Here is a 12,461-nt window from a genome sequence, read left to right on the forward strand (position 1 = left end):
AAGTTTTATATGGGAGTTATATCGCTCGAAGGTCTTGAGTTTTTTGCCTATCATGGATATTATGATGAAGAACAAAAAATAGGAAGTAAGTTTTCTATTGATATTGAAATTACGACCGATTTGAGCCGTGCAGCACAGGAAGATAAATTGAAGTTTACTGTCAATTACGAAGATGTTTATAAAATAGTAGCCGATGTTATGAAAGAAAAACATCGGCTACTTGAGCATATAGCTTATAAAATAATTGAAGTTATAAAATTGCAATTTCCTCACATTGAATCAGTTACGGTCAATGTTTCAAAATTCAATCCACCACTTGGAGGCATTTGCCACCGTTCGAGGGTGACTATTTCGGTTCCTTAGTTGGGTTGAGGGATAGCCAACTTAGAGGGCTTCCACTGGTTATTTCTCGTATTGACATCTGGCAATTTATTGTCAGGGTCAATAACGATAGACTCAATTGCAGATTTAGAATCGTGTCTGAAACTCCAAGTGCTACCTCTTTGCCAAATTTCATAAGGTAATTGCACTCGTTTCTTTGCTCCATTCACTTCTTTGATTTCGAGTGTAACCGGCATTGGCATTTTTTCTAAATTTTCAATCGTAATAACAGAGCCTTTTGTTGCATCTTGCTGCACATAAGTTACGTCTTTTACTGATTGGTCTATTTTCCAGTCGTTTAGGTACCATCCTTTCCAGAACCATCCTAAATCCTCGCCGGCTGCATCTTCCATCGTGCGGAAAAAGTCTAGAGGCGTTGGGTGTTTAAATGCCCAACGGTTTACATATTCTTTAAAAGCATAGTCGAAACGTTTTTCTCCTAATACCAATTCTCGGAGCATTGTAAGACCGTAGCCGGGCTTCATATAAGCTGCAATGGCTAAATTATTGTCTTGAATAACATCTGGAATATTTGCAATAGGATCACGGTCATAATAATAAGGAGTCATCTGACGAACATTTTCAGGGCTGTAATATTCTCCATTATTAAAGTTTTTCGTGGAAAGACTATTGATGAATGTATTAAACCCTTCATCCATCCAAGCATATTTACGCTCATTGCTACCCACAATCATTGGAAACCAGTTATGACCAAATTCGTGATCAGTTACCCCCCAAAGGCTCTCGTTTTTATCTCGATAGTCACAGAATACAATTCCTGGATATTCCATTCCACCAACAACTCCCGCAACATTTACTGCACTTGGATAACTATATTCGTAGACATATTTTGAATAAAACTCAATCGAGCCTTTTACGTATTCAGATGAACGCCCCCATGCGTCATTTCCATTGCTTTCTTTCGGATAAACCGACTGTGCCAAAGAGGTTTTGCCACTCGGTAAATTGATTTTGCAAGCATCCCAAATAAAAGCCTTTGAGGTTGCCCAAGCTACATCACGAGCTTGTTTGCACTTAAATTTCCAAGTTAATGTGCCGTCAGTACGTGGTCGAGATTTGGCATCATTAACTTCTTCGGCACTTCTGATGATTACGGTTTTATCACTGCTTTTTGCTTGATTCAATCGTTTAATCTGTTCGGCTGTTAGTACTTCCGTAGGATTGATTAATTCTCCTGAGCCAACAACAATGTGATTGTATGGTACAGTAATATTATACTCAAAATCACCATAATCTAAATAAAATTCACCAGCACCCAGATAAGGTAAGGTGTTCCAGCCTTCGATATCATCATAAACGGCCATTCTTGGATACCACTGGGCAATTTCGTAAATTATTCCTTCTTGTGTTTCTTGTTTACCCATACGATCTGAGCCATATCGAGGAATTTTAAAAGCATACGAAATTTTTATTTTAACCTCTTCATTAGGAAGCATTGGTTCTGAGAGGCGAATTTGCATACGCGTATCATCGGTTAGATGTTCGGCATAAACCGAGCGTGTGGTAATTTTTTTCCCAGTTTGAGCATTTTTTTCAACACTTACAAATTGAACTGTGTATCCTCCATCAAACCCAGTATTTCCAAAGCGTCCACCTGCAATGGTAGTTGTTTTTCCCCCTCTTGAATCATTACTAAATTGATTTTGGTCGAGTTGGAGCCATAAAAAGGGTAATTTGTCTGGACTATTATTTTTGTAGGTAATTTCAACATCACCTGATAATGAATTGGCTTCCTCATCTAATTTAATATTTATCTTGTAATCAGCCTTATTTTGCCAATACATTGGGCCCGGTGCTCCAGTTCCACTCCGATAGGCCGTTCCTGGCATAAAGTTGAATAGTGGATTAAAGGCTTCGCGATGGTCATATTTAGAAATCGTTTGAGCTTCAACTTGACGGGCTACTGCTAAAGCACAAACCAATAAAATTTTACTGATTTTCATGAATTTTAATATTGATTTAAATGTAAGTTAAATATAAGCGTGCATTATCTGTGTAACTGCCCTTTCTAAACGGCAAATTACCGAATTTCGTTTTAAAGAGATCGATTATTTTTATATTTGTTTGGTACTGCCAAATTGTAAATAGTAGTTCTGATAAGATTATTATTGAAAATTAGATGATGCCATTGTTATAAAAAATTACTGCTGGTGGTACAGTTCTTTTATGATAGTCGATACTCAGACAATAAATTTTATGCGATTTTAGCTTGTCAAAAGGTATTTTTTTCATAAATTGGCACAAAATTTTAATATATACTATTTCTGTAAACTTAATTTAGAACCTGATTGGAGTATTTTTCAAACAGAAATCTTAACAATTAACCAAAATGAAATCTAAACTAATTTCCGTGCTAACTTTAGCAATTCTATTACCTTTTGTAGGGATTGCCCAGCTACGTGACTTACGATGTGACATACTTCCTTACTCAGTGTTTAAAGGAGCGTCAAAAAAGAAGCCAGTTGAGCTTAAAGTTCTTGGCACAAGCCCACAATTTGGAGAAATACCTGAGCATACAGGTGTTTCAGCTTACGAACACATGAAAGCAATTTACAGCCAAAATACTAAAAATAGTAGAGTTGAAATTGACAAATTGTTTAAGGCATTAGGTTATAAAGGGTTCTCCGATCCTGCTATTTCAAGTAGCACTTTTATCCCTGAAATTATTCCTGCAGGTACTTATGGTTGGATGGGAGCTTACGCTCGTGGTCATAAATATGCTTGGTCGGTATTAGGAAACGAATTTCCGACATTTAAAGTCTATGCAAAAGGAAGCCAATGTTTTATCTATATCATGAAAAAATGTGGTAATGCATTCTACGTGCCATCTAAATATCCTGTTCCAGTTTCATCTTATGTTCCTCCAGTGACTACTCCAGTTGTGGTTACACCTGTGATGGTTTGTAAAACACAAACAATCAATATTACAGGAAGTGGCCAAGTAAGTAGTGGTGATGTTATGACAACAAGCAAAACTATGGAAATTGTTGCAGTAAATACTGCCTCAGGTAGTACGAAAGGTTTACTTTTGGGCTCTTATCCAGTTTCAGTTCGTTCTACTTATGATTTCAATGTGAAAGGAGAAACACAGTTCTCAAAAACTGTTGAAGTTTGTACGGAAGGCAATTCAGCTCCTGCAGCAATGAATTTATCTTTACCGATGAATTTGAATTATAAAATCACTAAAAATGATGTTTTAGTAGGTGATGGTGAAAAACTATATTTGAATGTAACTGAAGATCAATTCAAAGCTTTAAGTAAAGCATATAAAGCCGTTAACGTAACAACTACGGCTGCTCCAAATCTCGAAGTGGCTTCAAAGAAAGTAACTTCAAGTACTGCCACAGAGAGTGCTTCTACTTCATTTGGTGGAGGTGAAACTAAATGTGCTGACCAAAAAATTAATTTCTTAGGAAAAACTGAAATTAAAGATGGTAGTGTGAAAAGTGCCACTAATGATGTTACGATTATTGGTGTATACAAAAAGACTGGTAAACTTGATAAAGGTGAAACACCAGAGAAGTATCTTTGTCTTGGAAGTTTCCAAGTACCTGTAAAGTCAGCTTATGAATTTACAACTTCTGGTGGTAGTGATCTGTCAAAAATCCTTAGTGTTTGTACTAAAGATGGTGTAGCACCAGCTGACCAAAATATCAATGTTCCTGTTAAAATGACATATAATTTCACAAAACAAGATGTAAGTCTTGGTGATTATAACAAATTGTATGTTTCTCTTACTGAAAAGCAGTATAAAGCTTTAAGCAAAAACTACAACCGTTGTTGCACAGAAGGTGGCGAAGGTAAATGTAAATAATACATAAGTTTAAGTATAGAAGGAAGCCCTATTCATATTATGAGTAGGGCTTTTTTATTTTTAACAACGGCAAGTTTCAGAACCTTTTCATCGTTGATTTTGAGCAACCGCAATAGAAGTCTAATTTGTTTTTTTTACTTAATAACCAAAACCATTAAGTGAAAAATACAATTATTGATTATTGCGTGGAAGTTGATGAGAACAAAAACAAGTTTAAAATAGCAGAAATAATCTGTTTAAATTGCAAATAGATCGTTTTTGAATATTCAGTAATATCGTCAAGTTTCAAAACCTTACCGAAGTAGTTTTGACCAGCACATAAAAAAGCCCCACTTCGATTACCGAAGTGAGGCGGGTACTTGTTTATTTGGAGTTTTTAGGTCTTTAATTTTTTCTTCTTTGCCGCGGGGAATAGTACATTATTTAATATCAAACGATAGCCTGCCGAATTTGGATGAAGATTCAAGTCAGTTGGCTCTTCACCTACATAGTGTTGATAATCTTCTGGGTCGTGGCCACCATAAAATGTCCAGAAGCCCTTGCCGGCGGTTCCGTGAATGTATCGAGCTTCACCAATCGAGCGATTCTCGGCAAGTGTAATTACATCTGGTCTGATGTATTGTTTCTTGAAAGCCGTTGTTTGTCCCATGAAACCCTTAATCAAATTTGCGTGGTTTTGTGTAAGCATAGTTGGAATTGGGTCCCATTTTGCTGAAAATTGAAACAATGAAAAATAATCATTATTTTCGGTTACGCCACGCTCTTCTTGCTGATTATCAATGCTCGAAAACTCCATTTCATAAGGATTTGTAATCAATCTGAAGTCTTTGAAAGCAAAGCAATTATCATATTTTAATTTACTTTCAGCATTAGGGTCAGCTCCATCTCCATCGTAAGGGGCTTCCACAATGTCAATTCCATCGGCTGCCAGTGCAATATCAAAAGTATCGGTTGCATTACACATCGCAAACATATACCCACCACCGAAAACAAAATCTCTGATTTTTCTTGAAACGCCTAATTTCAAATCTGGGATTTTTGTATAGCCAAACTTCTTGGCAATCATTTCAGCTTCCTGTTTTTGCTCCTGATACCAAGCTTGGCCACGCATACGAAGGAATTTTCCGAACTGTCCTGTAAAATCCTCGTGGTGAAGGTGGAGCCAATCGTATTCTGGCAGTTTATTTTCTAAGACTTCCTCATCGAATATTTTATCGTACGGAATCTCAGCATAGGTAAGAACAAGCGTAACTGCATCGTCCCACGGTTGGGTGGTTTTTGGAGAATAAACGGCAATTTTTGGAGCCTTATTCAACTTTACGGCGTCCATATTGGCATCATTTGAGGCAATTACATTCAAGATTGATTGTGACTCTGCCTCTGAGATTACCTCATAACTCACACCACGAATCACACATTCGTTGATAAATGTTTGCGATGCCGTGAATAAAAAACTACCACCTTTATAATTGAGTAGCCATTCTACTTCAGTTCCGTGTGTTTTCAATAACCAAAAAGCTATTCCATAGGCTTTTAGGTGGTTTCGCTGGGTTTCGTCCATCGGAATCAGAATGCGGTTAGCAAAAAGATTTGATGATAACGAAAAAGTCAACAGCACAAGTAGTGTTAGTTTTTTCATTATTTTCTATTAAAATTATGTATTCAAATGTAGCAATCTTTATACCAATTATCAACGAAATCGCTTTTTGATTATTAGTTGCCAATCAATGATTTTTTGTACTTACATTTAAAATTACAATCATTTTAACTGAAAAAGAACTGATTAGGTTTAAAAAAGTGATAAGCGGTTGAATCGACTATCTTAATCGTTTGTGCTTTTGAAAACTCTTCGTGAATTTTGTATCATTGAAATGCAGGTACAATTTGTACAAAATCTGAAAGAAAAACATGAATTTAAAAGAAAATGTCAGCGAAGGATTACGCTCTATCAAAGGAAATATGTTGCGTACTGTCCTTACTGCCTTGATTATAGCCATTGGTATAACCTCTTTGGTGGGTATCCTAACTGCCATTGATGGTATGCAAAGTTCGGTAGATAATAGTTTTGCGGGGCTTGGAGCAAATTCATTTGATATAAAAGGCCCAAGAATGTTTCGTCGGAGAAGTGGCGGAGTAAATGACAAGGATTATCCACCGATTGAGTATAGAGAAGCCAAACAATATAAACAACTTTTCCAGAAGAATAACTCGGGTGCAACAGTGAGTATTTTCACGAGCGTAACAGGTTCTGCACAGTTGAAATACAAATCAGTAAAGACCAATCCGAATAGTTTAGTTCGTGGAATTGATACTGATTACCTTGATATGAAAGGATATAAACTAGCATCAGGGCGAAATATCAGTGAAAATGACATAAATTTTACGAATAATGTAGTGATTCTAGCCAATGAATTGGCCGTAACACTTTTTCCAAAGGAAAGTCCGATTGATAAAGAAATTTCATTGTTAGGTTTAAGATTCAAAGTAATTGGGGTCTTGGAAAAGAAAGGTAGTATCACCGGTGGAGGTGATGACCGTGTGGCATTGGTTCCACTTGAAACGGGCCGACAAATTGCAGGAAATAGAAAACTTACATTTGATATTACGACTTCTGTAAAGAATGTTTCGGATATGGACTATATCATTGGAGAAGCTGAGGCAGTTATGCGTAGGGTTAGGAAAGATGCAATTGGACAAGCAAAGTCTTTTGAGATTGAACGCTCAGATGCACTTGCCAAAGATTTTGAGGAAGTTACGGGCTATTTGAGAGTGGGCGGATTCGGCATTGGAATTATTACACTTTTAGGGGCCGCAATTGCACTGATGAATATCATGATGGTTTCCGTGACCGAACGAACACGTGAGATTGGTATAAGAAAAGCAATTGGTGCTACACCATTTAAGATTCGATTACAGTTTCTGATGGAAGCCATCGTTATATGTATCTTAGGCGGTATTGCTGGAATTATACTCGGAATCGGAATCGGAAATGTGATTGCAAAAGTGATTAGCGATAAAAGTAGTTTTATAATTCCTTGGGCTTGGATAATGATGGGCTTTGTGGTTTGTGTTTTGGTGGGAATTATCTCTGGATTTTACCCAGCTTACAAAGCTTCTAAGCTCGACCCAATCGAATCGCTTCGATATGAATAATTGATATAATTTTGATAGAAAAAGCCTCATAATGATTGAATTATGAGGCTTTTTTGTTGAGGCTTAAGTCTAAAAATTATTGAACGGATACATTTGGCATAATGTTTGGAATACTCTATCTGAATATCTAAAATGTTTTGGGTAGATTATTTTAATTTTTTGCTATGAGAATAAGTGTATTTGTAGGATTGATATTTAGTTTTTTTACTTCTTATTTCGATAGTTTGGCTCAAAAAGAGCATATCGAAGAACCTGTTGCTCCGAAAAGAGAAAGCATCGGACTTTTCTTTTATGATGGAATGGCCAAGGTGAATATTGGTGGTAAATACGGTTTTATCAACCGACAAGGTATTTTGCAGATTCCTTGTCAATACGATATGGTTTCTGACTTCAAAGATGGCTTGGCCATTGTAACTGAGAATAATCGTCATAGTTTTATTCGTTTAGATGGTTCGTTACTTACCCCATTGATTTTCGATAAGTGCGAGCCATTTTATAATGGTTTTGCTATGGTGAGTTTTCAGAATAAGTATGGTTTTATAGATAAGAATGGACGTATTGTTGTTTATCCACGCCATGACTTCGCAATGGGATTTAGTGAAGGATTAGGTTTAGTAGGAAAAGACGGACACAACGGATACATTGATGCCAAAGGAAAATTAGTAATTGATTATCAGTTTGAGTTTTCGTTGCCTTTCTCGGAAGAATATGCCGTGTTTATGAAAAATGGCAAATTTGGGTATATCAATAAAAAAGGTAAAGTTGTGATAGAGCCAAAATATGAATTAGCAAGTTCATTTCATGAGGGTGTGGCTTCGGTGAGGTTAGATAATAGGGCAGGAGTGATTGATAAAAAAGGAAATTTTGTGGTGAAGCCTACTTATCAGACCGTTCGTAGTTTTAAGGAGGGAGTTGCGGTAGTGATGCGTAATAATAAATTTGGGGTTATTGACCACCAAGGAAAAGAGGTCATTTCGCCACGGTATGATTTATTGGATGACTTTGAAGATGGAATTGCCGTTTTCAAAATCAATAAAAAATATGGTTTTGTGAATCGACTGGGATATGAGTTTATTCCAGCAACGTTCGATAAAGCATCTGCTTTTGACCAAGGCATGGCGGCAGTAAAACTAAATGATAATTTTCACTATATAGATTTAGAGGGTAGAATTGTGTATACATCGCCACTCGACCCTAAATATGATGAAGAGAGTAATATAGTAATTGCTAAACTCGATAAGAAAAAAGGTTACATTGATGGTAAAGAGAAAATCTTAGTAAGTCTCGATGATTCGTTTACGCCTGCTCGTGTGGTTTTGTTGATTAATAGTAACGAATACGTAATTAGTAGTGCAGGCACACTGACTTCAAAATAATTTAGTGGCTGTCTGTCCCAAAATTATTTTAGAGAATTTCTTAAAAATCTCAGAATTACTATATGATACCTAAATGCTTTGTCTAATTCCTCTGGATACCAAACGAAATTATCTAAAATAATAAGACTCGTATGAGTTTTTGGAAAATAGAAATTCATCGAGATAAAGCCTGGTGTATACCCCGTTTGCCCGAGTTGTAATAATCCTTCTTTATCATCAACCGTAATGCCGTAACCATATTCGGTTCTGCCAAATAAAGGATGTTGGCGAACCGCCCCTAGTTGTTTGGTTTTCATCATTTCAAAAGTAGCGGGTTTAAATAGCTTCCCAGAGTATAACCATTCATTCCATTTGACTAAATCATCGACAGTAGAAATAAATCCACCTGCTGCTGGATAATTTTCAAATGTTGCTGTTTCAAATATTAATTTTCCATTTTCTTGCTCTGTATAACCTTTAACTAAATTATTGTATTTTTTTAAGTCTGGGTGAAAAGTGTTGTTCATTCCACAACTCTTGAATAATTCATTGGCAAGGATAGCAAATGATTTTTTATTAACGCTTTCAAGAATTTGTGCCATTAAATCATAACCAATTTGAGAATAGGCATACTGTGTGCCTGCTTTAAAAGCAAGTGGTTTATTTAATGATACAATACCGTGAGTATGTGTTAAAAGTTGATGAGTTGTTACCGTGTCGGCCCAAGAAAGCTTTAGATTTGGCAAATATTCTCGGATTGGTCTATTGAGACTAAGCTTCCCTTCATCATAAGCACGCAATATTAGTGCGGCAGTAAATTGCTTACTAATTGAGCCAATTACAAATTGGTCGTTTCTTTTAAGAGGCGTTTTCTTTTCTTTATCGGCAAATCCATTAATTGCTAAATATTGTACTTTTCCGTGTTTGGTGATAGCAATGATTCCGCTAAATGCTTTCGTGGTTTTTGCATTTATCAAAGAATCAATCTGTTTTGATAATACCTTATTTACTTGTCCAAGCGAATGTTGGAATGCTAAAATACATAATAGTATAGAGCAAAGAAGTGTTTTTTTTAGTAACATTTTATACTGTTGTAGTACAAGTTTTCAGCTTGCGAATTTAGAAAATAAGTTAATCAGCAAAAGTTAAAGTTTCTGGAGTGGGGTAGGTAATCAATTTTGAGAAGTCAACTTTCCAAAAATCCAAATCAAGTAGCTGATTATTCACACATTGCGTGAGGGTAATTACGACCTCCGTACCATCTGAATCTACATATTTTGCTTGAATGAGGTCATCTTTATAGGGAGAAATATCAGGATTTCCCATGCTTATACTACCCATTTTTCCACCTTCATACTCTTCTACGTCTTCATTGATTGGGTATTGTTTTGTATTTGACCCCAATTTTTCCAATAAAAATATGATTAAATGACGTTCGTTTTCTCTGATTTTTCTACGGTTTTCCATTGAATTTTTAATATTTTTCTTCAAAATTAAAGAAATTATGCTTCATAAATCAAAAAAAGAGCAGATAACCGTAAAATTATCTGCCCTGAGAATTGAATATTTGAAATCAACTTACTCCTTAATCACGAAATCTGAATCCTTGAGACCCTTATTTACTTTTACAGATTGTACTTCCGAAGTAATTTCGCCCATTTGTCCTGCACTTCTTTTGGTTTGAGAAGGTAGCATTACATCAACTCCTTTGAATTTTTTATAGTTTAAATAAAAAACATTGTTTTCAAACTTACCTCTTGGAGTTTCGTTTACTGAATATGTTTTTACTTTCAAACCAGACTCAACATCATAGAAATCATTCCATTTTTTTCCGTCACTCGTGGTAAGTTCAAGTTTGTAAGCATCTTTGTCGCCAACTTTTTCTTTGCCAACAACAGTGCGAGTGATTCCCATTTTATCGTAGAGTGTTTCTGAAAATGGATTGCTTCTCATTGCTGCCATTTGTGCTTCTTTACCTTCCATCGGTGGGCGGCCACCTCCGCCTCCGAAGCTACTATTATTTTTTAGTTTATTTCCATCGTATATTGTACTCATAACTTCGTTTCCATTTGCATAAACCGACATTGCGTAACGGTCAGGAAATTTAAATTTCATTTCGGTTTCTGATGTACCTCTTTGAGTTTCGCTTGTACTGCTGATGGTTAAATCTTGAATTTTAGCGATTGCCTCTTTGCCACCGATGGCCGTTAAATATTTTTCTATGATAGCATCGGCACTTGGTGTATCTTGTGCAAAAGTGCCGAATGTGATGAAAGAAAAAGCAGTTACAATTAGTTTTTTCATTATTTTTTAATTTTGATTGAATTTGATGTTTAGACAAACAATTTACTCAAATGTAAAGTTTTTATTTTAATGTGCATACAAAAAAAGGATAGAAATAGATAAAAAACTGATAAATAATGACAAAAGAAAAAGTAGCTATTTTTTGGTTTCGCCGTGACCTTCGTTTGGAAGACAATGCTGGCTTGTACCATGCTTTAAAAAGTGGATATAAAGTTTTACCAATTTTTATTTTCGATAAAAATATCTTAGACAAACTCGAAAATAAGAAAGACCAGCGAGTGGAGTTTATCCATCATGCTCTCGTCGAAATCCAAGAGCAACTTACATCTTTTGGTTCTTCATTATTAGTGAAATATGGTTCTCCTCTTGAGGTATGGAAAACATTGATTTCAGATTTTGATATTGCCGAGGTTTATACCAATCATGATTACGAAAAATATGCTATCGAACGGGACAAGCAGGTAGGGGAAACATTGAATACGAATGGAATAGCTTTTTATACTTTTAAAGACCAAACCATTTTTGAGAAAAATGAAGTTTTAAGCGGGGCTGGTACTCCTTATACGGTTTTTACACCCTACAGCAGAAAGTGGAAAGAAACACTCAATGATTTTTATTTGAAATCTTATCCTACCGAACAATACTTCCAAAACTTCATAAATTCAAATCTTTATGATTTGCCAACTTTGAATGAAATTGGTTTTATCGAAACAGGAAGCGTTTTTCCGAAAAAAGAATTGCGAGAAGAGTTGATAAAAAAATACGATGAAGTTCGTGATATTCCATCAATTCTCGGAACAAGCCGACTGAGTGTTCATCTTCGTTTCGGTACTGTGAGTATCAGAAAACTTACGCAGAAGGCTTTGGCTCTCAATGAAAAATGGTTGAATGAACTTATCTGGAGAGATTTCTACATGAATATTCTTTACCATTTTCCTCATATAGCCGAAGGTAAATCATTTAGAAAAGAATACGATAATATAGTTTGGCGAAACAACGAAACTGAATTTAAAAAATGGTGTGCAGGAAAAACAGGTTACCCGATAGTGGATGCGGGTATGCGAGAGCTCAACGCAACAGGTTTTATGCATAACCGAGTCAGGATGATTACTGCCAGTTTTTTGATAAAACATTTATTGATTGATTGGCGTTGGGGTGAAGCCTATTTTGCTGAAAAATTATTGGATTTCGATTTCTCTGCCAATAATGGTGGTTGGCAGTGGGCATCGAGTAGTGGCTGTGATGCCGCTCCGTATTTCCGAATTTTTAATCCAACTTCTCAGACTAAGAAATTCGACCCAGAGTTAAAGTATATTAAAAAATGGATTCCAGAATTGAATAGTTTTGAGTATCCCCGACCAATCGTTGACCACTCTTTTGCTCGCGAACGAGTACTGAAAGCCTATAAAGATGCCTTAGATAAAAAGTAGAAT

At 35.9% G+C, this 12,461-nt stretch carries 10 protein-coding genes; 5 read left to right on the plus strand and 5 right to left on the minus strand.

Translation table 11 applies throughout. The features are described from left to right. Nucleotides 1-9: 9 nt before the first annotated feature. Nucleotides 10-363, plus strand: a complete 354-nt coding sequence (folB, locus tag ACOVO2_RS01225; RefSeq protein WP_421768219.1) for a dihydroneopterin aldolase — start codon at nucleotides 10-12, stop codon at nucleotides 361-363. Here folB and ACOVO2_RS01230 read toward each other — a convergent pair. Continuing rightward, nucleotides 360-2,345 (minus strand): M1 family metallopeptidase, encoded by a 1,986-nt coding sequence (locus ACOVO2_RS01230; protein WP_421768220.1) that lies wholly within the window; start codon nucleotides 2,343-2,345, stop codon nucleotides 360-362. The two genes, folB and ACOVO2_RS01230, sit on opposite strands and share 4 nt — an antisense overlap. 386 nt (nucleotides 2,346-2,731) lie before the next feature. On the opposite strand from ACOVO2_RS01230, the gene ACOVO2_RS01235 reads away from it, so the two are divergent. Then, a complete protein-coding gene (locus tag ACOVO2_RS01235) occupies nucleotides 2,732-4,216 on the plus strand; it encodes a hypothetical protein (protein ID WP_421768221.1) in 1,485 nt (494 codons plus the stop codon). Between the two features lie 376 nt (nucleotides 4,217-4,592). Here ACOVO2_RS01235 and ACOVO2_RS01240 read toward each other — a convergent pair whose 3' ends face one another. Beyond that, entirely contained in the window at nucleotides 4,593-5,855 is a 1,263-nt protein-coding gene (locus ACOVO2_RS01240; protein WP_421768222.1) for an asparagine synthetase B, read from the minus strand. 269 nt (nucleotides 5,856-6,124) lie between these two features. On the opposite strand from ACOVO2_RS01240, the gene ACOVO2_RS01245 reads away from it, so the two are divergent. Next, nucleotides 6,125-7,369, plus strand: a complete 1,245-nt coding sequence (locus tag ACOVO2_RS01245; protein WP_421768223.1) for an ABC transporter permease — start codon at nucleotides 6,125-6,127, stop codon at nucleotides 7,367-7,369. A 164-nt stretch (nucleotides 7,370-7,533) separates the two neighbouring features. Then, nucleotides 7,534-8,745 (plus strand): WG repeat-containing protein, encoded by a 1,212-nt coding sequence (locus tag ACOVO2_RS01250; protein WP_421768224.1) that lies wholly within the window; start codon nucleotides 7,534-7,536, stop codon nucleotides 8,743-8,745. A gap of 23 nt (nucleotides 8,746-8,768) precedes the next feature. On the opposite strand, the gene ACOVO2_RS01255 is transcribed toward ACOVO2_RS01250, so the two are convergent. The 3 genes from ACOVO2_RS01255 to ACOVO2_RS01265 form a co-directional block, all read right to left on the minus strand. Continuing rightward, nucleotides 8,769-9,806, minus strand: a complete 1,038-nt coding sequence (locus ACOVO2_RS01255; RefSeq protein ID WP_421768225.1) for a serine hydrolase domain-containing protein — start codon at nucleotides 9,804-9,806, stop codon at nucleotides 8,769-8,771. Nucleotides 9,807-9,855: 49 nt separating this feature from the next. Continuing rightward, entirely contained in the window at nucleotides 9,856-10,191 is a 336-nt protein-coding gene (locus ACOVO2_RS01260) for a DUF6984 family protein (RefSeq protein ID WP_421768226.1), read from the minus strand. A gap of 111 nt (nucleotides 10,192-10,302) precedes the next feature. Then, on the minus strand, nucleotides 10,303-11,028 hold the full coding sequence (locus tag ACOVO2_RS01265) for a hypothetical protein (RefSeq protein WP_421768227.1): 726 nt from the start codon (nucleotides 11,026-11,028) through the stop codon (nucleotides 10,303-10,305). Nucleotides 11,029-11,144: 116 nt separating this feature from the next. Between ACOVO2_RS01265 and ACOVO2_RS01270 the strand changes: the two genes are divergently transcribed. Next, on the plus strand, nucleotides 11,145-12,458 hold the full coding sequence (locus ACOVO2_RS01270; protein ID WP_421768228.1) for a cryptochrome/photolyase family protein: 1,314 nt from the start codon (nucleotides 11,145-11,147) through the stop codon (nucleotides 12,456-12,458). Nucleotides 12,459-12,461: the final 3 nt, after the last annotated feature.

Origin of the sequence: Emticicia sp. (assembly GCF_049241225.1) — a bacterium.
GTDB lineage: Bacteria > Bacteroidota > Bacteroidia > Cytophagales > Spirosomataceae > Emticicia.

Excerpts from the sequence above, each read along its gene's own strand:
- ACOVO2_RS01230 (WP_421768220.1), bottom strand. The coding sequence starts at position 2,345 with ATGAAAATCAGTAAAATTTTATTGGTTTGTGCTTTAGCAGTAGCCCGT.
- ACOVO2_RS01240 (WP_421768222.1), bottom strand. The coding sequence starts at position 5,855 with ATGAAAAAACTAACACTACTTGTGCTGTTGACTTTTTCGTTATCATCA.
- folB (WP_421768219.1), top strand. The coding sequence starts at position 10 with ATGGGAGTTATATCGCTCGAAGGTCTTGAGTTTTTTGCCTATCATGGA.
- ACOVO2_RS01255 (WP_421768225.1), bottom strand. The coding sequence starts at position 9,806 with ATGTTACTAAAAAAAACACTTCTTTGCTCTATACTATTATGTATTTTA.
- ACOVO2_RS01235 (WP_421768221.1), top strand. The coding sequence starts at position 2,732 with ATGAAATCTAAACTAATTTCCGTGCTAACTTTAGCAATTCTATTACCT.
- ACOVO2_RS01270 (WP_421768228.1), top strand. The coding sequence starts at position 11,145 with ATGACAAAAGAAAAAGTAGCTATTTTTTGGTTTCGCCGTGACCTTCGT.
- ACOVO2_RS01260 (WP_421768226.1), bottom strand. The coding sequence starts at position 10,191 with ATGGAAAACCGTAGAAAAATCAGAGAAAACGAACGTCATTTAATCATA.
- ACOVO2_RS01250 (WP_421768224.1), top strand. The coding sequence starts at position 7,534 with ATGAGAATAAGTGTATTTGTAGGATTGATATTTAGTTTTTTTACTTCT.
- ACOVO2_RS01265 (WP_421768227.1), bottom strand. The coding sequence starts at position 11,028 with ATGAAAAAACTAATTGTAACTGCTTTTTCTTTCATCACATTCGGCACT.
- ACOVO2_RS01245 (WP_421768223.1), top strand. The coding sequence starts at position 6,125 with ATGAATTTAAAAGAAAATGTCAGCGAAGGATTACGCTCTATCAAAGGA.